General features: G+C 50.8%; 23 protein-coding genes and 2 tRNA genes. 14 read left to right on the forward strand and 11 right to left on the reverse strand.

What is annotated here, in order from left to right:
• Positions 1-2: 2 nt before the first annotated feature.
• Complete coding sequence (locus tag EOS97_RS22195) at positions 3-863, forward strand: HlyD family secretion protein (RefSeq protein ID WP_001518804.1); 861 nt, start codon at positions 3-5, stop codon at positions 861-863.
• Entirely contained in the window at positions 863-2902 is a 2040-nt protein-coding gene (locus EOS97_RS22200; RefSeq protein ID WP_000777622.1) for an FUSC family protein, read from the forward strand. Before EOS97_RS22195 ends, EOS97_RS22200 begins: the two co-directional genes overlap by 1 nt.
• Here the strand turns inward: EOS97_RS22200 and sodC2 are convergent.
• From sodC2 to EOS97_RS22215, 3 genes are all read right to left on the reverse strand, one after another.
• Positions 2878-3399 (reverse strand): superoxide dismutase [Cu-Zn] SodC2, encoded by a 522-nt coding sequence (sodC2, locus tag EOS97_RS22205; RefSeq protein ID WP_000826820.1) that lies wholly within the window; start codon positions 3397-3399, stop codon positions 2878-2880. The genes EOS97_RS22200 and sodC2 overlap by 25 nt on opposite strands.
• Positions 3400-3478: 79 nt before the next feature.
• The gene (locus tag EOS97_RS22210; RefSeq protein ID WP_000250721.1) at positions 3479-4375 is read right to left on the reverse strand and encodes an aldo/keto reductase family oxidoreductase; all 897 of its coding nucleotides are present in this window, start codon (positions 4373-4375) and stop codon (positions 3479-3481) included.
• Between the two features lie 50 nt (positions 4376-4425).
• Positions 4426-4665: a DUF1289 domain-containing protein gene (locus EOS97_RS22215; RefSeq protein ID WP_001538148.1), complete on the reverse strand. Its 240-nt coding sequence runs from the start codon at positions 4663-4665 to the stop codon at positions 4426-4428.
• A gap of 102 nt (positions 4666-4767) precedes the next feature.
• On the opposite strand from EOS97_RS22215, the gene EOS97_RS22220 reads away from it, so the two are divergent.
• The 4 genes from EOS97_RS22220 to rnt all read left to right on the forward strand — a co-directional run bounded on the left by EOS97_RS22220 (position 4768) and on the right by rnt (position 7747).
• Positions 4768-5367: a TetR/AcrR family transcriptional regulator gene (locus EOS97_RS22220; protein ID WP_001041829.1), complete on the forward strand. Its 600-nt coding sequence runs from the start codon at positions 4768-4770 to the stop codon at positions 5365-5367.
• 58 nt (positions 5368-5425) lie between these two features.
• Positions 5426-6523 (forward strand): alkene reductase, encoded by a 1098-nt coding sequence (locus EOS97_RS22225; protein WP_127836200.1) that lies wholly within the window; start codon positions 5426-5428, stop codon positions 6521-6523.
• A gap of 68 nt (positions 6524-6591) precedes the next feature.
• Positions 6592-6999 carry a lactoylglutathione lyase gene (gene gloA / locus EOS97_RS22230; RefSeq protein ID WP_001237787.1) on the forward strand — a complete coding sequence of 136 codons (408 nt, stop codon included), beginning with the start codon at positions 6592-6594 and terminating at the stop codon, positions 6997-6999.
• A gap of 100 nt (positions 7000-7099) precedes the next feature.
• On the forward strand, positions 7100-7747 hold the full coding sequence (gene rnt, locus EOS97_RS22235) for a ribonuclease T (protein WP_001282267.1): 648 nt from the start codon (positions 7100-7102) through the stop codon (positions 7745-7747).
• Positions 7748-7824: 77 nt separating this feature from the next.
• On the opposite strand, the gene grxD is transcribed toward rnt, so the two are convergent.
• Complete coding sequence (gene grxD / locus EOS97_RS22245) at positions 7825-8172, reverse strand: monothiol glutaredoxin 4 (protein WP_000108176.1); 348 nt, start codon at positions 8170-8172, stop codon at positions 7825-7827.
• A gap of 334 nt (positions 8173-8506) precedes the next feature.
• Here grxD and EOS97_RS22250 point away from each other — a divergent pair, with 334 nt between their 5' ends.
• Both EOS97_RS22250 and sodB read left to right on the forward strand, forming a co-directional pair.
• A complete protein-coding gene (locus EOS97_RS22250) occupies positions 8507-9328 on the forward strand; it encodes a C40 family peptidase (protein ID WP_001804749.1) in 822 nt (273 codons plus the stop codon).
• 126 nt (positions 9329-9454) lie between these two features.
• The gene (gene sodB, locus EOS97_RS22255; protein ID WP_000007299.1) at positions 9455-10036 is read left to right on the forward strand and encodes a superoxide dismutase [Fe]; all 582 of its coding nucleotides are present in this window, start codon (positions 9455-9457) and stop codon (positions 10034-10036) included.
• Positions 10037-10118: 82 nt separating this feature from the next.
• Here sodB and EOS97_RS22260 read toward each other — a convergent pair whose 3' ends face one another.
• Positions 10119-10208: a YnhF family membrane protein gene (locus EOS97_RS22260; RefSeq protein WP_000102277.1), complete on the reverse strand. Its 90-nt coding sequence runs from the start codon at positions 10206-10208 to the stop codon at positions 10119-10121.
• 295 nt (positions 10209-10503) lie between these two features.
• Between EOS97_RS22260 and purR the strand changes: the two genes are divergently transcribed.
• On the forward strand, positions 10504-11529 hold the full coding sequence (gene purR / locus EOS97_RS22265) for an HTH-type transcriptional repressor PurR (protein ID WP_000190992.1): 1026 nt from the start codon (positions 10504-10506) through the stop codon (positions 11527-11529).
• Here the strand turns inward: purR and punR are convergent.
• Positions 11526-12458, reverse strand: coding sequence for a DNA-binding transcriptional activator PunR (gene punR, locus EOS97_RS22270; RefSeq protein ID WP_000269513.1), 933 nt, complete (start codon positions 12456-12458; stop codon positions 11526-11528). The genes purR and punR overlap by 4 nt on opposite strands.
• Positions 12459-12570: 112 nt before the next feature.
• Between punR and punC the strand changes: the two genes are divergently transcribed.
• Together punC and cfa are read left to right on the forward strand one after the other, a co-directional pair.
• Entirely contained in the window at positions 12571-13776 is a 1206-nt protein-coding gene (gene punC, locus EOS97_RS22275) for a purine nucleoside transporter PunC (protein ID WP_001182318.1), read from the forward strand.
• 289 nt (positions 13777-14065) lie between these two features.
• The gene (gene cfa / locus EOS97_RS22280; protein ID WP_000098879.1) at positions 14066-15214 is read left to right on the forward strand and encodes a cyclopropane fatty acyl phospholipid synthase; all 1149 of its coding nucleotides are present in this window, start codon (positions 14066-14068) and stop codon (positions 15212-15214) included.
• 41 nt (positions 15215-15255) lie between these two features.
• On the opposite strand, the gene EOS97_RS22285 is transcribed toward cfa, so the two are convergent.
• Positions 15256-15897, reverse strand: coding sequence for a riboflavin synthase subunit alpha (locus EOS97_RS22285; protein ID WP_127836201.1), 642 nt, complete (start codon positions 15895-15897; stop codon positions 15256-15258).
• 216 nt (positions 15898-16113) lie between these two features.
• On the opposite strand from EOS97_RS22285, the gene mdtK reads away from it, so the two are divergent.
• From mdtK to EOS97_RS22300, 3 genes are all read left to right on the forward strand, one after another.
• Positions 16114-17487: a multidrug efflux MATE transporter MdtK gene (mdtK, locus tag EOS97_RS22290; RefSeq protein ID WP_001175081.1), complete on the forward strand. Its 1374-nt coding sequence runs from the start codon at positions 16114-16116 to the stop codon at positions 17485-17487.
• Between the two features lie 151 nt (positions 17488-17638).
• A tRNA-Val gene (locus tag EOS97_RS22295) sits at positions 17639-17715 on the forward strand.
• A 10-nt stretch (positions 17716-17725) separates the two neighbouring features.
• Positions 17726-17802 (forward strand) — tRNA-Val (locus tag EOS97_RS22300).
• Between the two features lie 158 nt (positions 17803-17960).
• On the opposite strand, the gene ssaU is transcribed toward EOS97_RS22300, so the two are convergent.
• The 4 genes from ssaU to ssaR are packed head-to-tail and all read right to left on the reverse strand — an operon-like array spanning position 17961 to position 20706.
• Positions 17961-19019, reverse strand: coding sequence for an SPI-2 type III secretion system apparatus protein SsaU (ssaU, locus tag EOS97_RS22305; RefSeq protein ID WP_001291718.1), 1059 nt, complete (start codon positions 19017-19019; stop codon positions 17961-17963).
• On the reverse strand, positions 19016-19795 hold the full coding sequence (ssaT, locus tag EOS97_RS22310) for an SPI-2 type III secretion system apparatus protein SsaT (protein WP_000068762.1): 780 nt from the start codon (positions 19793-19795) through the stop codon (positions 19016-19018). Before ssaT ends, ssaU begins: the two co-directional genes overlap by 4 nt.
• Entirely contained in the window at positions 19796-20062 is a 267-nt protein-coding gene (gene ssas, locus EOS97_RS22315) for an SPI-2 type III secretion system apparatus protein SsaS (RefSeq protein ID WP_000999982.1), read from the reverse strand.
• Entirely contained in the window at positions 20059-20706 is a 648-nt protein-coding gene (gene ssaR, locus EOS97_RS22320; protein ID WP_000056367.1) for an SPI-2 type III secretion system export apparatus protein SsaR, read from the reverse strand. The genes ssas and ssaR overlap by 4 nt, the downstream gene beginning before the upstream one ends.
• Between the last annotated feature and the right edge of the window lie 6 nt (positions 20707-20712).

Raw genomic sequence — 20712 nt, forward strand, 5'->3', positions numbered from 1 at the left:
ATATGTCGTTAAAAACAATAAAATATTTTTCTACTCTCATTGTCGCCGTTGTCGCCGTTCTGGCCGCGTGGTGGTTATGGAATTACTATATGCAGTCACCGTGGACGCGCGATGGTAAAATCCGCGCGGAACAGGTCAGCGTAACGCCGCAGGTTTCTGGCAGCATTACCCAACTCAATATCAAAGATAATCAGTTCGTCAACGCCGGGGACGTTCTCTTTGTCATTGATAAAACGCCCTTCCATATTGCAGAACTTAACGCGCAGGCGCAGTTGGCCAAAGCGCAGTCCGATCTGGCAAAAGCGAATAATGAAGCCGATCGACGTCGACATTTATCGCGTAACTACATCTCTGCTGAAGATCTGGATAGCGCCAATCTGAATGTTAAAGCGATGCAGGCCAGCGTAGATGTCGCACTGGCGACGTTAAAACAGGCGCAGTGGCAGCTTAGCCAGACGGAAGTAAAAGCGCCGGTATCCGGCTGGGTGACCAACCTTTCCACGCGTACCGGTGATTATGCCAGTACCGGTAAGCCGCTTTTCGCCCTGGTAGATAGCCATTCATTTTATGTAATGGGATATTTCGAAGAAACCAAACTACGCCATATCCGCGAAGGTGAACCTGCATTAATAACACTGTATAGTGGCAATATTAAGTTACAGGGTCACGTTGGCAGTATCGGGCGCGCTATTTACGACCAAAGCGTGGAAAGCGACTCCGGTTTAGTGCCCGATATCAAACCCAACGTACCGTGGGTACGTCTGGCGCAACGCGTACCGGTACGTATCGAATTTGACGCTTTGCCGCAGGATATCACGCTCGTCTCCGGCACTACCTGCAGCGTAGCCATTGGACAGCGGTAATGAAACTCTCCCTGCCGGCCCTGCGAAATACGCCCTGGTTTAAAGCGACCTCCGGCCAGTGGCGTTACGCGTTGCGCAATACCATTGCCATGTGTCTCGCGCTGACATTCGCTTATTATCTCAATCTGGATGAGCCCTACTGGGCGATGACTTCGGCCGCAGTGGTGAGCTTTCCGACCGTAGGCGGCGTAATCAGTAAAAGTCTGGGGCGTATTGCCGGGAGTTTACTCGGCGCGACCGCCGCGTTAATTATTGCCGGCCATACGCTGAATGAACCCTGGTTGTTCTTATTTAGCATGGCCGCCTGGATCGGTTTTTGTACCTGGGCCTGCGCGCATTTTACCAATAATGCCGCTTATGCTTTCCAGTTGTCCGGCTACACGGCGGCGATCATCGCGTTCCCGATGGTTAATATTGTAGAAATCACGCAGTTGTGGGATATCGCCCAGGCACGTGTATGTGAAGTTATCGTCGGCATCCTCTGTGGCGGCATGATGATGATGATCCTACCCAGCACATCGGATGGCACTGCCCTGCTCACCGCGTTGAAAAACATGCATGCGCGCTTGCTGGAACATGCCAGTCTACTGTGGCAGCCGGAGACTACCGACGCTATCCGCTCCGCGCATGAGGGCGTGATTGGGCAAATCCTGACCATGAACCTGCTGCGTATTCAGGCCTTCTGGAGTCACTACCGTTTTCGCCGCCAGAATGCATTGCTAAATGCATTGTTACACCAGCAATTACGGCTAACGAGCGTAATCTCCAGTCTGCGTAGAATGCTTTTAAACTGGCCGACGCCGCCGGAAAACAGCCGCGAAGTCATTGAACAACTCTTAGCTGAGTTGGCAAAACCGCGCGCGGACAGCTACACCGTGGCGCGGATTATTGCGCCGCTACGCCCGCAGGATGAACAGGATTATCGTCACCTCGCGTTCTGGCAGCGATTACGCTATTTTTGCCACTTATATCTGCGCAGCAGCCGTCAGTTATATCTGATCGAAAGCGGCGCGCCGGTGGATCAAATCCATATCCGCCGCACTCCCGGCCTTGCGCGGCATACGGATAACGCAGAGGCCATCTGGAGCGGCGTGCGTACCTTTTGCACGCTCACGGTAATTGGCGCCTGGAGTATTGGTGCGCAATGGGAATCCGGGCCCGGCGCATTAACCCTGGCGGCGATCAGTTGCGTTCTCTACTCCATCGTCGCCACGCCGTTTAAGTCGCTTTCCTTATTGATGCGTACTTTAGTGCTGCTGTCCTTATTCAGCTTCGTGGTGAAATTTGGCCTGATGGTGCAAATCACCGATCTGTGGCAATTCTTACTTTTCCTTTTTCCGCTGTTCGTCACGATGCAACTGCTTAAACTGCAGATGCCTAAGCTGGCGGGACTGTGGGGGCAGCTTATCGTCTTTATGGGCTCATTCATCGCCGTGACCAATCCGCCGGTGTACGACTTCGCCGATTTCCTTAACGATAATACCGCCAAGATCGTCGGCGTCGCGATTTCCTGGCTGGCGTTTGCTATTTTGCGCCCCGGTTCCGATGCCGTAAAAAGCCGCCGCCATATCCGCGCGCTACGCCGGGATTTCGTCGATCAGCTTAGCCGTCACCCTTCCCATAGCGAAAGCGAGTTTGAATCGCTGACCTATCATCACGTCAGTCAGCTCACCAATAGCCAGGATGCGCTGGCGCGCCGGTGGTTATTACGTTGGGGAGTGGTACTGCTGAACTGCTCGCATGTGGTGTGGCAGCTGCGCGCCTGGGAGTCGCGTTCCGATCCGCTTTCCCGGGTGCGGGATATTTGTATATCCCTGCTGCGCGATGTGATGAGCGAGCGCGGCGTGCAGCAACGCCCGCTTGCCGTCACGCTACAGGAACTACAGCGTATCTGCGACACGCTCGCACATCATCATCAACCCGCCGCGCATGAGCTGGCGGCGATTATCTGGCGTTTACACTGTTCGCTGTCGCAGCTGGAACAGGCTCCAGCACAGGGAACGCTGGCTCCAGGTTATTTAATGACGCCGCAGGCGTAACGCATTCCGCCGCCGCCGAGCGGTTTCGGCTGATCGGACATGTTATCGCCGCCCACATGGATCATGAGCGCTTTATCTTTCACTTCATCAAGAGACTTCAGACGCGGCGCAGTAACCGGTTCGGTGGCGATACCATCATTATTAACGACTAACACCGGGAGGTCGCCCAGATGCCCCTGGCCTTCCGGTCCTTCATGCTTGCCGGTATTTTGTGGGTCCAGATGACCACCAGCGGCTTCTGCGGCAACCGCTTTGCCGTCTTTAATCGCGGGCTGGCAGCTACCGTTGGCATGAATGTGAAAACCATGCTCGCCCGGCGGCAACGCTTTAAGGTGTGGGGTAAATTTTAAGCCGCCTTCGGTTTCATCGATGACGACGGTGCCGATAGACTGTCCTACGCCTTGCGCCGTCACCAGGTTCATCTCTACTTTCTCGCTGGCGGCCTGCGCACCCGCACAGGCCAATAGCGTCACCATCGCTAAACTTAATCGCTTCATAAAACCTCCGTTACATGTGGTCGCCTGTTAAGTGTAAACCACTGGCGAAAACATGAACGGAAAGTCAACGAGTTGGCGATTACGGCACGTCATAACCCAGTGCCGCCTTGCGGATTCGGAACCACTGTTGACGCGACAATGACAGCGTTTCCGCTTCTAGTGCGGCGCGTACGCGTTCGATTTTACCCGAGCCAATAATCGGCAGCGGCTGCGACGGCAAACGTAAAATCCAGGCATAGACCACCTGTTCAATAGAACTGGCGTTGAGTTCTTGCGCGATAACGGAAAGTTCCTGGCGCAACGGCTGATAAGCCTCATCATTAAACAGACGACCGCCGCCAAGACATGACCAGGCCATCGGACGAATACGCAGTTGCTGTAATTGATCTAATGTGCCGTCCAGCAACAAAGGCTGGTGAACCGGCGAGATCTCCACCTGGTTGGTCGCCAGGGTGAACGGCAGGCGCGATTGCAGTAACGTAAATTGCGCTGGCGTAAAATTAGAAACGCCAAAATGGCGCACTTTGCCGCTTTGGTGCAGATGTTGAAACGCCTCGGCGACGTCATCCGCATCCATTAACGGATCGGGACGGTGAATTAACAACATATCCAGATAATCTGTCGCCAGATTTTTTAATGACTGTTCGGCGCTCAGAATAATATGGCGGCGATCGGTAATATAATGACCGAGCCTATTTTCCGCTCTGGCGGTGGTCGCAATACCGCATTTGGTAACGATTTGCAGTTTTTCCCGCAAATGCGGCGCCAGCGTTAGCGCCTCGCCAAACGCCGCTTCGCACTGATAACCGCCATAAATGTCCGCATGGTCAACGGTAGTGACGCCCAAATCCAGATGTTCTTCGATAAAACTCACTAACTGACGCGCGGACATATTCCAGTCCATCAAACGCCAGTAACCCATGACAAAACGCGAAAACTCCGGGCCTTGTGGAGCGATGGTGACACGCTGAACCATAACAGATTCCTCATAGAGAATAATGAGGTTGAGTATACGCAATTCCGCGTTTAAAAGAGTGAAGGTTGTTGAGGATCTTCCGATGGGAGAGGCTTATTTGCGCGTATTTTACGCAAGAAACGCTGGCGACAAAGCCGCAGTACATTTTGTTTCTCGGCATCGCTCATTTTTTGCCAGTTAAACCGTTCGTCGCGGCTGCGCATACATCCCCGACAAAAGCCACGCTCATCAGACTGGCAGATACCGCGACATGGGCTTGCTACAGGAAAAAACTCCAACTGCTCGGCCACATCCCCTCCTCAACGTTTGGCGCTTATGACTATTGAAGACGCTAACTGACATTATGGCAACTCTGCTTGCAGTAGACCGACTGGTCTACTATACTGCCTGTCATGAATAAGCAAACCGAACACGATACCCGCGAACATCTGCTGGCCACCGGCGAGCAGCTTTGTATGCAACGGGGTTTTACCGGCATGGGGCTTAGCGAGTTGCTCAAAACCGCCCAGGTGCCTAAAGGGTCGTTTTATCACTACTTTCGCTCGAAAGAAGCCTTCGGCGTCGCCATGCTTGAGCGACATTACGCCTGCTATCATCAGCGTCTTACGGTGCACTTCACCTCCGGTCCCGGTAATCATCGCGATCGTCTTCTCGCCTGGTATCAGGAAACGTTAAAGCAGTTTTGCCAGCAAGGCGCCATTAGCGGTTGCCTGACGGTGAAACTGTCAGCGGAGGTCTGCGATCTGTCGGAGGATATGCGCTCTACGATGGATAAAGGGGCGCAGGAGATCATGGCACTGCTTGCACGCGCGCTGGAAGATGGCCGTAATAGCCACTGTTTACATTTCACCGGCCAGCCGTTGCCACAGGCGCAGGTACTTTATGCCCTGTGGCTGGGCGCCAATTTGCAGGCCAAAATATCCCGTAGCGCCGCGCCGCTGGAAAATGCGTTGGCGCATGTTAAGACCATCATTGCAACGCCTGAGCAGTAACAGGCGTTTTTATTTCCTTTATTACAAGACGACCGGTCTACTTATATCAGGAGCCACTATGTCATCAGCAAAACTGTTTACCCCCCTCAAGGTGGGTGCCATCACGGCGACAAATCGCGTATTTATGGCGCCTTTGACGCGTTTGCGGAGTATTGAACCGGGCGACATTCCTACGCCGTTAATGGCGGAATATTACCGTCAACGCGCCAGCGCCGGATTGATCATCAGCGAAGCCACACAAATCTCCGCACAGGCGAAAGGCTATGCCGGCGCACCGGGATTACACAGCGATGAGCAGATCGCCGCCTGGAAAAAAATCACTCAGGGAGTCCATACCCAGGGCGGCCATATGGCGGTGCAACTGTGGCATACGGGCCGTATTTCACACGCCAGCCTGCAACCAGGCGGACAAGCGCCCGTCGCGCCATCCCCTATCAATGCGGGAACCCGCACCTCTTTGCGTGACGAAAACGGCCAGGCCATCCGCGTAGAGACTTCCACGCCGCGCGCGCTGGATACTCACGAGATCCCCGGGATCGTCAACGATTTCCGCCAGGCTATCGCCAATGCCCGAGAGGCAGGCTTCGATCTGGTGGAGCTGCACTCCGCGCACGGTTATCTGCTGCACCAGTTCCTCTCTCCGTCTTCTAATCACCGTACCGATCGGTACGGCGGCAGCGTAGAGAATCGCGCCCGTCTGGTGCTGGAGGTGGTTGATGCCGGCATTAAGGAATGGGGCGCGGACCGTATCGGCATCCGCCTTTCTCCTGTCGGCACTTTCCAGAATGTCGATAACGGCCCGAATGAAGAAGCTGACGCCCTTTATCTGATTGAAGCGTTAGGCAAACGCGGCATTGCTTATCTGCATATGTCTGAACCAGACTGGGCGGGCGGCGAACCGTACAGCGACGCGTTCCGTGAAAAAGTGCGCGCGTGTTTCCACGGCCCCATCATCGGCGCTGGCGCCTATACGCCAGAAAAAGCGGAAGATCTGATCGAAAAAGGGCTGATTGACGCCGTGGCGTTTGGTCGTGATTACATCGCGAACCCGGATCTGGTAGCGCGTCTGCAACGTAAAGCGGAACTTAATCCACAGCGTCCCGAAAGTTTTTATGGCGGCGGCGCGGAAGGCTACACTGACTACCCTACTCTGTAATTTCATTGATAGCGGCCTCACATCGCCGCTATACTTTGAATATCTTGACTATTTTAAGGACAACGAAAATGCGTTTATTGCATACTATGCTGCGCGTCGGCGATTTGCAGCGTTCCATCGCTTTTTACACTAACGTTCTGGGCATGAAATTGCTGCGTACCAGTGAGAATCCGGAATACAAATACTCGCTGGCCTTTGTGGGATATGGTCCGGAAACGGAAGAAGCGGTCATCGAACTAACCTATAACTGGGGCGTTGAGAGCTACGACATGGGCAATGCGTATGGGCACATCGCGCTGAGCGTTGACAATGCTGCTGAAGCCTGTGAACGCATTCGTCAGAACGGCGGCAACGTGACCCGTGAAGCGGGGCCGGTAAAAGGCGGTTCGACCATCATCGCCTTCGTTGAAGATCCGGATGGCTATAAAATCGAATTGATTGAAGCTAAAGACGCAGGCCGCGGTCTGGGTAACTGATCCCCCGCCGGGCGCAGGTCACTGCGCCCGTTGTTTTACTGCATCCCGGCGTAAAATTTGCCATAATACGCGCTGCATTTTTTCGTATTAAGAGACTCAGATGTCCGATAACGCTCAACTTTCCGGTCTGTGCGACCGTTTTCGTGGTTTTTATCCTGTCGTCATCGACGTTGAAACTGCAGGATTTAACGCTAAAACCGATGCGCTGCTCGAAATCGCCGCCATCACGCTGAAAATGGATGAACAAGGCTGGCTGATGCCGGACATGACGCTACATTTCCATGTGGAGCCGTTCGCTGGAGCCAACTTACAGCCGGAAGCGCTCGCGTTTAACGGTATCGATCCCTCTAACCCGCTACGCGGCGCGGTGAGTGAATATGAGGCGCTACACGCTATTTTCAAAATGGTGCGTAAAGGTATCAAAGACAGCGGTTGTAGCCGCGCCATTATGGTCGCGCATAACGCCACTTTTGATCACAGTTTTATGATGGCCGCCGCAGAGCGCGCCTCGCTGAAACGTAACCCGTTTCATCCGTTCGTCACCTTTGATACTGCGGCATTGAGCGGACTGGCGCTGGGACAAACGGTGTTATCAAAAGCGTGCCTGGCGGCAGGTATGGAGTTTGACGGTGAAAAAGCCCATTCCGCTTTGTATGATACCGAGCGGACAGCGGTGCTGTTTTGTGAAATCGTCAATCGCTGGAAGCGCCTGGGCGGCTGGCCGTTACCTTTACCGACGGACAAATAACGAGGCTAACAACGCCGCTCTTGCTCACGATGGCGGTAAAAAAGCGACCTTTACAGGTCGCTTTCCCCTTTCACAGATTACTCTGCGTCCGGCTCCTGAGTTTTATATTTTGCCGCAGTTTCTTTAATAAGCTGCTGCAGCTCGCCACGCTGATACATTTCAATCACAATATCACACCCGCCGACCAGCTCGCCGTCCACCCACAGTTGTGGGAATGTCGGCCAGTTGGCGTATTTCGGTAATTCAGCGCGAATATCCGGGTTTTGCAGGATATCAACATAGGCAAAACGTTCCCCGCAGGCTGAAAGCGCCTGAACGGCCTGCGCAGAGAAACCACAGCTTGGCAGTTTCGGTGAACCTTTCATATACAGGAGAATCGGGTTTTCAGCGATCTGGCGCTGAATTTTTTCGATAGTGGTGCTCATTGTCTCGCTTCCTTAAACTACTTTTACGACCGAAGCCTGTCATTGTAACGGGTCAGGCTGGCAACGGAAAATAACATTTTCATCATGCCTTATTATTTTACCGTCTGCGGGAATAAGTTGTATACAAAATATCTTTTAAGCGGGTTGCCGCGCAGTGATTTGTAGATAACGCGTTCGTGTTTAGCATTAATTGCTATTTTTTTACATCTGTTAACGAAACACAGCTTCAGAAACCAAAAGCAATTACCAATCTGTGCTTTTGTAGATTAGAATTATCAGGTTTTGTAAATCATACGCAGGCATGAATCGCCTGCCTTTAACAGAGGATTGCTCAGTGGCGCGGATAAACAAAATCTCGATCACGCTCTGTGCTTTACTTTTTACTACTCTCCCCTTTACGCCAATGGCCCATGCTTCCAGGCAAGCCAAAGCGACGCCTGCTGTTTCTCATGTCACGAAAACGGCAGATAAAAAGAAAAGCACAACGAAAAAGATCAGTAAGACCAGCAAAAAAAACGTAAAAAAACCCTCAAAAACCAGCCGTTCTTCTTCCGCTTCTACGCCAAAACGTACCACCGCCTCCACGAAATCTCGTCATACGACGCATCGTCGTAACAGAACCGCGCCCACGTCAATCGCCGCCCTCGACGTAACGGAAAAATGCACGACGCGTAAAGGCCGTAAGCCGCACTGCGTGAAGGGGAAAGGAACATTGCCGGTCTCTATTGCCGATGCGCATCGTGCAAAAGTACAAAAAGCGACGAAAACCGCGATGTCCAAACTCATGAATCAGATTGGTAAACCGTATCACTGGGGAGGCGCGTCGCCGCGTACCGGTTTTGATTGCAGCGGTCTGGTTTATTATGCCTATAAAGATTTAGTGAAGATCCGTATCCCCCGAACGGCGAATGAGATGTATCACCTGCGTGACGCGGCGCCCATTGAGCGTAGCGAGTTGAAAAACGGCGATCTGGTGTTCTTCCGTACGCAGGGGCGCGGCACCGCCGATCACGTTGGCGTCTATGTCGGCAACGGTAAGTTTATTCAGTCCCCGCGCAGCGGTCAGGAAATTAAGATCACCTCACTGAACGAAGAGTACTGGCAACGTCATTATGTCGGCGCCCGCCGGGTGATGACACCTAAAACAATTCGCTAATATTTTATCCTGTCGTTTAACGACAGGATAACTTCTTCTTTTGCGCCACCTCTCAATTTGCTACCCTATCCTTACGCGCACCAGGGTTATTGTGCGTGCGCAATATTAATAATAAGGAGAGAAGCAATGTCGTTCGAATTACCTGCATTACCGTATGCCAAAGATGCTCTGGCGCCGCATATTTCTGCTGAGACGCTGGAATATCACTATGGCAAACATCATCAGACTTACGTGACCAATCTTAACAATTTGATCAAAGGCACGGCGTTTGAAGGCAAATCGCTGGAAGAGATCGTGCGCACTTCCGAAGGCGGCATCTTTAATAACGCCGCTCAGGTGTGGAACCACACCTTCTACTGGAACTGCCTGGCGCCAAACGCTGGCGGCGAACCGACCGGGAAACTGGCTGATGCTATCGCGGCATCTTTTGGCAGCTTCGCGGAATTTAAAGCGCAGTTCACCGATGCCGCTATCAAAAACTTTGGTTCCGGATGGACATGGCTGGTAAAAAGCGCTGATGGCAAACTGGCTATCGTTTCTACCTCAAATGCCGGTACGCCGCTGACTACGGATGCAACGCCGTTGCTGACGGTTGATGTGTGGGAACACGCGTATTACATCGACTACCGCAACGCCCGTCCAAACTATCTGGAGCATTTCTGGGCGCTGGTTAACTGGGAATTTGTTGCGAAAAATCTCGCCGCATAAGTCTGAGTACGCAGAAGGTACGCCTTCTGCGTTTTAGAGAGGGATAGAATAGAGGAGACGCCCACCCTCAGAAGAGAGGAAATCAGTGCAGAGCGGCCGTTAATCCACCTGCGACAATCACGCCCAGAACAATCAGCGTAGTAATCAACGAAAATTTCAGGTCGGTACTCATCAAGTTTTCTCCTTTTTATTCCCACACAAAAAGTGATATAGCGCATTTTTGCACATTCCCGCCCAAAAATCTCTCATGTTTTATATTGATAACTGTTTTTAACGCTTCCCCTTTTCCTCAAGATCAGACAAAATTCCAGGCTTACTGAATTAGCGTAACGGCCATTGACCCCTTCCTGACGTTCCGTGTCGTTTTTCCGGCGTGCCGCAACCCTGATGTTGCGATTAGGGTGTGTGTAGGCAAACGTTTACCTGGCGTTTCTCAGGAGCTTAGCGAGGGTCTGGAGTGAAATGTAATGGCAACAATTAAAGATGTAGCGAAACGAGCAAACGTTTCCACTACAACTGTATCACACGTAATCAACAAAACGCGTTTTGTCGCTGAAGAAACGCGTAACGCGGTCTGGGCGGCAATTAAAGAGCTGCACTACTCTCCCAGCGCCGTCGCGCGTAGCCTGAAGGTTAACCATACCAAGTCGATAGGCTTACTGGCGACCAGCAGCGAAGCGGCCTATTTTGCCGAAATTATCGAGGCAGTTGAAAAAAACTGTTTCCAGAAAGGCTATACGCTGATTTTAGGCAACGCCTGGAATAACCTGGAAAAACAGCGCGCCTACCTGTCCATGATGGCGCAAAAGCGCGTGGATGGCCTGCTGGTGATGTGTTCTGAGTATCCAGAACCTCTGCTTTCCATGCTGGAAGAGTATCGCCATATTCCGATGGTGGTGATGGACTGGGGTGAAGCGAAGGCCGATTTTACCGACACGGTGATTGATAACGCCTTTGCAGGCGGCTATATGGCGGGTCGTTATCTGGTTGAGCGCGGCCACCGGGATATCGGCGTTATTCCCGGCCCGCTGGAGCGCAACACCGGCGCGGGCCGGCTGGCAGGCTTTATGAAAGCCATGGAGGAGGCGCTGATCAACGTGCCGGACAACTGGATTGTTCAGGGCGACTTCGAGCCGGAATCCGGTTACCACGCGATGCAGCAAATCTTATCGCAGTCACATCGCCCTACCGCCGTTTTCTGCGGCGGCGATATTATGGCGATGGGCGCGCTTTGCGCGGCTGACGAAATGGGGCTTCGCGTACCGCAGGACGTTTCGGTGATCGGTTATGACAATGTGCGTAACGCCCGTTTCTTTACCCCGGCGCTGACGACGATTCACCAGCCCAAAGACTCTTTAGGCGAAACCGCATTTAATATGCTATTGGATCGCATCGTCAATAAGCGTGAAGAGTCACAGTCTATTGAAGTTCATCCACGCCTGGTTGAGCGTCGCTCGGTCGCTGACGGCCCGTTCCGCGACTATCGGCGTTAATCCCCGCTGTCGGGAGCCTCTTCTGGCTCCCGCAGCCACTCCCGATTCAACGTTTCGCTATCGCCCAAATAGTCCAGCAGCCATGCCAGCGCGGGCGAGGCCTCGTTTTGCTGCCACGTCACGCAACAGGCCGCATCGGGAAACGGATTCTCTAACGTCAGCGCCACCCATTTTCCGCTGTCTATCCACTGGCGGGCAAAATGCGTCGGCACCATTCCCACGCATAGTCCTGCCGACAGGCAGGTTGCCGATGACTCCCAGTCCGGTACGACGACCCTTTTTTGGTTATCCAGCAGCCAGGTAATCCGTTTCGGTAAGGTTCGCGAAGTGTCTTCCCTGACCAGCGACGGCCAGTTGCGCAGGGTATCATCGCTTAACGGCCCAGGCATCGACGCCAGCGGGTGATCGCTTGCCACTACGCAGCTCCAGCTCAGGGTCCCCATATCCCGAAAAGCGTAACGCCCCCCTACCGGAATCGCCTGCGTCGCCCCAATCGCCAGTTCGACACGCCCGTCGGAGAGCGCGTCCCAGACGCCGTTAAACACCTCCTGAAAAACCAGCAGTTCCACATCGTCAAAATGACGATAAAAATCGACGATCATCTGCCGGGTACGTTCTGGTCTGACGATATTGTCCACCGCAATAGCTAACTGCCCGCGCCAACCATTAGCAATTTGCTGACACTGCTGGCGAGTGATCTGCATTTTTTTGATAACAGAACGCCCTTCTTTTAAAAACCAGATGCCAGCAGGCGTCAGTTCAACATCACGGTGACGTCGTACAAAAAGCGGTACGGCCAGCCACTCCTCTAGCTGACGAACGGTGTAACTGACTGCTGAAGGCACTCGGTGCAGTTCCTGCGCCGCCGCGCTAAAACTGCCATTGCGCGCTACGGCGTCAACCACTTCAAGCGAGTATTCCGACCACATAATTTGCCTACAAAAATTTTGAATTCACTGGACAAATATTAACGTTTCACAACCGTAATTTCACTCCCTACACTCTGCGACAATGTCTGTCTGATAAGAAAGAGAAACAAATATGCAACCTGGAAAAGGTTTTTTAGTCTGGTTAGCCGGCCTTAGCGTGCTGGGATTTCTGGCTACGGACATGTACCTGCCCGCGTTTGCCGCCATACAGGCGGATTTACAAACGCCTGCCGCCGCGGTCAGCGCCAGCCTCAGCCTGTTTTTAGCTGGCTTTGCCGTCGCGCAACTACTTTGGGGACCGCTATCGGATCGTTATGGCCGTAAACCGATTTTACTGCTGGGGTTATCTATCTTTGCACTCGGAAGTCTGGGGATGCTGTGGGTAGAAAGCGCGGCAGCACTGCTGACGCTGCGCTTTGTGCAGGCCGTCGGCGTTTGTGCGGCAACGGTAATCTGGCAAGCGCTGGTGACCGATTATTATCCTTCGCAAAAAATTAATCGTATCTTCGCCACTATCATGCCACTGGTGGGATTATCCCCGGCGCTTGCGCCCTTACTGGGAAGCTGGATACTGACGCATTTCTCATGGCAGGCGATTTTCGCCACCCTGTTCGTGATTACGTTGTTGCTGATGTTGCCAGCGCTGCGCTTAAAACCATCGGTAAAAGCGCGTACCGAGGGACAGGATAAACTCACTTTCGCGACACTGTTACGCTCTAAAACCTATCGCGGTAATGTGCTGATTTATGCCGCCTGTTCCGCCAGCTTTTTTGCGTGGCTAACAGGGTCGCCGTTTATTCTCAGCGCGATGGGTTACAGCCCGGCAGTGATTGGCCTGAGCTATGTTCCGCAAACCATCGCTTTTCTGATTGGCGGATATGGTTGCCGCGCGGCGCTACAAAAATGGCAGGGCTACCAATTGCTTCCGTGGCTGTTAGGGCTGTACGCGCTGAGCGTTATCGCCACCTGGGGAGCGGGCCTTCTGAATAATGCCTCACTGGTGGAGATCCTGATTCCTTTCTGCGTAATGGCGATTGCTAATGGCGCCATCTACCCTATCGTAGTCGCGCAAGCGTTACGCCCTTTCCCTCAAGCCACGGGGCGCGCTGCGGCGCTACAAAATACGCTGCAACTGGGGTTATGTTTCCTGGCAAGCCTGGTGGTTTCATGGCTCATCAGCACGCCGCTACTGACCACCACCAGCGTAATGCTCTCTACCGTTGTTCTGGCGGCGTTAGGCTATAAAATGCAGTCTCATGCAGAGTGCGCTGAGACTGGGTTTCCTCATGCCAATGTCGCCCACGACAAGTCTCACTAAAAGCTTGTTAACCGCTGGTAATTAGCACGCTAACAATTTTCGGTTGAATCATCAAAAATTGCGGCCTATACTGATTCACGGTTGTTTATATTACGATAATTATTAGGCATTAACGGGAACCGGAGCGTTCCCGATTCACCATGGATGGCCTTTTCGGCAAGGGTTCCTCCCTTCCTCTGTTCTACGTCGGATAACTGGCTCACGGAATTGCCCGTGGGATTTCTCACAAAGCCAAAAAAGCGTCTACGCTGTTTTAAGGTTCTGATCAGCGTCCAGTGATGGAGAAACTATGAGTTCATCGTGTATAGAAGAAGTCAGCGTACCGGATGATAACTGGTACCGAATCGCCAACGAATTGTTAAGTCGCGCGGATATTACAATTAATGGTTCCGCCCCGTCTGACATTCGTGTTAAGAATCCCGATTTTTTTAAACGCGTCCTTCAGGAAGGATCGTTGGGGTTAGGTGAGAGTTACATGGATGGCTGGTGGGAATGCGAGCGTCTGGATATTTTCTTCAGCAAAGTCTTACGTGCCGGTCTTGAAAATCAACTCCCCCACCATGTTAAAGATACGCTCCGTATCCTCGGCGCGCGTCTGATTAATCTACAAAGTAAAAAACGCGCCTGGATTGTCGGCAAGGAACATTACGATCTTGGTAATGACCTTTTTTCCCGTATGCTCGATCCCTATATGCAATATTCTTGCGCCTACTGGAAAGATGCCGATACGCTGGAAGCGGCACAGCAAGCCAAGCTGAAATTGATTTGCGAAAAGCTACAGCTACAACCGGGGATGCGTGTGCTGGATATCGGCTGCGGCTGGGGCGGCCTGTCGCAATATATGGCGACCCATTATGGCGTTAGCGTGGTGGGCGTAACGATCTCCGCTGAACAACAAAAAATGGCGCAGACGCGTTGCGAAGGTCTGGATGTCTCCATTCTCCTCGAAGATTATCGCGACCTTAACGATCAGTTTGACCGAATCGTCTCCGTCGGTATGTTCGAACATGTCGGGCCAAAAAACTACAACACCTATTTTGAGGTCGTTGACAGGAATTTAAAACCGGATGGTCTTTTCCTGCTCCATACTATTGGTTCTAAAAAAACCGATCATAATGTCGATCCGTGGATCAATAAGTATATTTTCCCCAACGGTTGTTTGCCGTCTGTTCGTCAAATCGCCGAGGCCAGCGAATCACACTTTGTAATGGAAGACTGGCATAACTTTGGCGCCGACTATGACACGACTCTGATGGCGTGGCATGAGCGCTTTATCAATGCCTGGCCAGAGATTGCGGGCAATTATAACGAGCGCTTTAAACGTATGTTCAGCTATTATCTCAATGCCTGCGCGGGTGCGTTTCGCGCACGTGATATCCAGCTTTGGCAGGTGGTATTTACGCGCGGCGTTGAAAACGGTCTGCGCGTTCCTCGCTAATCATCGCCCCCGCATTTCATGCGGGGGAATCTTATTTTCCGTTAGCCAATGTCGGCCTGATTTCTGACCGCATTTTCTCGCGCAGCCAGTACGCGTTCTACGGTATCGACAACCGCCTGCGTTTGCGGATCGATCTCGATATTCACACGCTCACCCAGTTTTTTTCTGCCAAGCGTAGTACGCTCCAGCGTTTCCGGAATGAGATGCACGCAGAAGCGCGTTGGCGTTACCTCGCCGACGGTCAAACTGATGCCGTCGACGCCGATAAAGCCTTTGTACAGGATATACTTCATCAGGGACGCATCCTGCACTTTAAACCACACCTGATGGTTATTTTCGGAGGTCAGGATTTTCGCGATCTCCGCCGTCGTAATAATATGCCCCGACATCAGATGTCCACCGATTTCATCGCTGAATTTGGCGGCGCGCTCTACGTTGACCTCATCACCTACCCTCAACGCGCCCAGATTGGTGATGCGCAACGTTTCTTTCATCAGATCAAAACTTATCTGATTGCCGTTTATTTCAGTCACCGTCAAACAGCATCCGTTATGCGCTACCGACGCCCCCGTCTCCAGCCCCTCCAGCATGTAGCCCGGTAACGTCACCACATGGGTGCGAAAGTTGGGTTTTTCATCAATCGATACCAGTTTCGCGGTACCCTGTACGATCCCCGTAAACATATCTTCAACTCCTGAAATAAATAAAAGCAGAACTGTTCAGCACAATAGCAGGTGGAAAAACAGCTTGCCAGCAATGCGCCGTTAACAACTGTTTTTTCGCTGGAGAAATAGTAATACCCCGCTACAATAGACTGAAATTTCCCCTGCTATTTCTTTTGGCTGCCACTACGGCGGCTTTTTAGTCTTTCATATAACAACAAAATAAAAGGTGAATACGTGCAGAAGTATACCAGTGAAGCGCGTCAGTTATTAGCGTTAGCGATACCGGTGATCCTTGCGCAAGTGGCACAGACCGCAATGGGATTCGTCGATACCGTCATGGCGGGAGGCTATAGCGCTACGGACATGGCTGCCGTCGCTATCGGCACCTCTATCTGGCTTCCCGCCATTTTGTTTGGTCACGGCTTACTGCTGGCCTTGACGCCTGTGATTGCGCAACTCAATGGCTCCGGCCGCCGTGAGCGTATCGCGCATCAGGTTCGACAAGGGTTCTGGCTGGCGGGCTTTGTCTCCGTGCTGGTGATGATCGTCTTGTGGAATGCCGGATACATTATCCGCTCCATGCATAATATTGATCCGGCGCTGGCCGATAAAGCCGTGGGTTATCTTCGCGCGCTGCTGTGGGGCGCGCCAGGATACCTTTTCTTTCAGGTAGCGCGAAACCAGTGCGAAGGTCTGGCCAAAACCAAACCGGGTATGGTGATGGGATTTTTGGGCCTGCTGGTGAATATTCCGGTGAACTATATTTTTATCTATGGCCATTTTGGTATGCCTGAACTCGGCGGTATCGGCTGCGGCGTTGCGACCGCAGCGGTCTATTGGGTGATGTTTATCGCCATGCTTTCTTACATTAAACACGCGCGTTCAATGCGTGATATTCGTAATGAAACAGGCTTTGGCAAACCTGATAGCGTCGTCATGAAGCGCCTGATTCAACTAGGGTTGCCGATTGCGCTGGCGCTGTTCTTTGAAGTGACGTTGTTTGCGGTCGTTGCGCTGCTGGTTTCGCCATTAGGTATTGTGGATGTCGCGGGTCATCAGATTGCGCTTAACTTTAGCTCGCTGATGTTCGTGCTGCCGATGTCGCTGGCTGCGGCGGTAACGATTCGAGTGGGTTATCGTCTGGGCCAGGGCTCAACGCTGGATGCGCAAACCGCAGCGCGTACCGGTTTAGGCGTTGGCATTTGTATGGCTGTGGTTACCGCGATCTTTACCGTGACTCTGCGTAAGCATATTGCTTTGCTCTACAATGACAACCCTGAGGTCGTGGCGCTTGCCGCGCAATTAATGCTGCTCGCTGCGGTTTACCAGATTTCCGACTCTATACAGGTTATCGGCAGCGGTATTCTGCGCGGTTATAAAGATACGCGTTCCATCTTTTTTATCACCTTTACCGCCTACTGGGTGTTAGGTTTACCCAGCGGTTATATCCTGGCGTTAACGGATCTGGTGGTGGATCGTATGGGACCGGCAGGCTTCTGGATGGGGTTCATCATCGGCCTGACCTCGGCGGCGGTGTTAATGATGCTACGGATGCGCTATCTACAACGTCAGCCGTCCGCCATCATTTTGCAGCGCGCTGCGCGATAATACGACGATAGCCGTCGCATGGCGGCTATTTTCTCGACATGTTGCATATTTCCACCGCAATCAGGTGATTTCAGGAAGAAAATTGCGATTTCCCTCTTGCCTCATTGCAGTTGTGACGCTAATATTCGTCCCCGTTGTCACCTACAACGTTGCGTTCATAGCTCAGTTGGTTAGAGCACCACCTTGACATGGTGGGGGTCGTTGGTTCGAGTCCAATTGAACGCACCATCATTTTAATGCGTCTGTAGCTCAGTTGGTTAGAGCACCACCTTGACATGGTGGGGGTCGATGGTTCGAGTCCATTCAGACGCACCAATCCATTATCTTGTTTAATTTTAAAATACGCTATCTGGTGCTTGTGCCAGGCTAAAAGCGATTATTTTCAGTCTCTCATCTTTATCGTCAAGCGCTGCTCTATACTGTATTACCCCTCTTAACCTTCGCAGTGGCCTGAAGAAGCATACCAAAGGCATTTATGGTGTTTCGGTAGAATGCGCATAATCTATCTTCATCACCATACGTAACAAGGCTGCAACGGGTTCAAATAACGTTTCAGGAATTTTATCTCCGCGTTCCACTTCAAAAAATAATGAGCGGGCCAGCTCAACATTTTCAACAACGGGGATGCAGTTGCGTTCAGCGATGTTAACGATATAGTTAGCTTGAGCATCACTGCCTTTTTCCAGAACGCGTGGTATTGGCATATCGGTGGGATGATAGCCGAGACAAACCGCAATATGCGTTGGATTACGCACTACCGCAACAGATTGTTTAACAGATTGAGCTAAACTCCCACTCTGTATTTCACTCTGCATTTCCCGACGCCGTGTCTTCATTTGAGGATCGCCCTCCAGATCTTTATGCTCCTGTTTTACGTCATCTTTACTCATTTTTAGATCTTTTCTAATCTTATAATATTGAAAAGAATAGTCCAGTATGCCAACGACGATATAAAAAGCCATTACCCCTACCCATAACCATTTTATTAAAGAAGAAACCACAAGCAGACCACAGACTAACCCACAGTACGGTAGCGCCCGAAAAGTACTGGCATAATAATAAAAGAAAAAGGCAAAGATAAGAGATAACATGATAACTTTCAGGCTGGATTTACATAATTCTACTACGCTATGTAAAGAGAATATCTGCTTAAAATTACTTACCGGATTTATGTGCTCGCTTTTAAAACCAATGGCCTTGCTGGCAATAACCACCCCCACCTGAAGAAACACGCTACCCACAGTAGCAACTATTACCCCAGCGCCCAGAAACAGCAGTGCAGAAGTCAATGACTCTATTAAAGCATGACTCAATTGCGTTAATGCATAAGAAAATGGTTTATTTACTAATTGTAATGTGAAAGTTATTGACTCAATCAGTATCAAAATCATCTTTTCAGTAAAGAAATGAAAATACAAATAAAGCGCAATCAGCTGAAATAATGATGTTATTTCAATACTTTTGACAACCTGCCCTTCCTTACGGCCATCACGTAATTTCTTTTCTGTAGGCTGTTCTGTTTTCTCGCTCATACAGATGGAAACCAGTCTTTTAGATAAATATAAAATTTATCGCTTTCAACCAAATAGTGATGAAGAGCATAAGGGAATGAGATCAGGAGCGTCAGTAGAACCAATATACTTTTGAGCGGCATTGAGAAGAAAAACACATTCAATTGTTGTGCCGACCGATTTAAAAGACCTAAAGCCAGATCGGCTAATACCATACATATTATGGCAGGAAGAGAGAAGCTGATGCATAATTGATAAAGCGTTCTCCACTCTGCCTGGATATATTTTAAAAATTGCCGGTCAAATAATAAAGTACGCCCTGGTGGTAAATATTGATATGACTCATACAGAATATTTAATATAAACTCCATGCCGCCGCTTATAAAGAAAATAACACACAAAAACTGGCTGAAAAGCAAGCCAAAAAGTGAGGTTTCAGCTTCCATTGTAGAATTGAATATCGTACCCATTGTCGCGCCACGTAAAGTATCAAGCAGAAACCCCGCCATATCAACGGCCCAAAAGGGAACCGCCGCACAAAACCCAATTAAAAAACCAATAATCACCTCTCCGGTGACTAACCCTAACCAACTGTAATCTTTACCAATATGCATCATAATCTTCTGCTGGTAAATGATTGGTAATATCGGAAAGGTAAGTGACATAAGCACGCCATTACGTAAAAGTGCGGCCCCTAAACTGCCACTTTTTAATAAGGGAAGTAATAAAGAAAGGCTCAATGGTCGAATAAAAGCCACAGCCAATGCAATAAGCCACTCATTTACCTGTTGTGCCATTCAACCATGCTCTCCAATTCGTAACATTATCTGCCGGGTATAATTCAACAGGATACCGCTAAGCCATGGGTAGCTGACCATTAAGGTTATTGCAATTGCCAATAATTTAATCATGAACTGTAGCGTTTGGTCCTGTATTTGAGTCAAGGCCTGAACAAGGCTTACGATGACACCAACTACCGATGCCACCAACACCACCGGCATAGACGTAAAAAGGACGATCCATAAAAGTTGCGTTACAAATTGCGTCAATTCAGAATCATTCATGAAAAGCTCTGTACCAATTGCGCCAGTGTCAGATCCCAACCGCCTGCCAGTAAAAATATTAGCAGCTTAAACGGTAATGAAATGGTCATCGGCGACACCATCATCATTCCCATAGCCAGCAGTATATTTGAAATAAGCAGGTCAATAGCCAGAAAGGGAAGATAAATAAGTAATCCAATCCGAAATGCCTGCGTTAACTGACTCACCGTAAATGCCGGAATTAATATGAGCAAAGAATCAGGTTTTATCTTTCTTTTTATGTCTTCAGGCCAGGTTCGTTTTATCAAATTCCGAAAATAATTGGCTTCCTTTTCTTCAGAGTTTTTTTGCAAAAACTGTCGATAAGGCGCTAATGCTTTACTGTCCCACTCAGACGTCCAGAAAGGAGCGCCAGCGACCTGAACCGGATGCCAGCGCTCTTTTACAGCTAATAGCGTCGGCCCCATAATGAATAAGGAAAGTACAAGCGCAAGGCCATACAGTGCGATATTTGGGGGAACTTGTTGAATACCCAGAGCATTTCGTAAAATCGAAAATACCACCGCCAGTTTAAGGAAAGAAGTTCCCATGACGATAATGAGAGGCAGTATTGAAAGCAGAAACAATATACCAATCAGTTGCAAAGGCGAATCGGGTAAAGACATACTGTA

This window comes from Salmonella sp. SSDFZ54 (assembly GCF_004010735.1).
Taxonomy (GTDB): domain Bacteria; phylum Pseudomonadota; class Gammaproteobacteria; order Enterobacterales; family Enterobacteriaceae; genus Salmonella; species Salmonella enterica.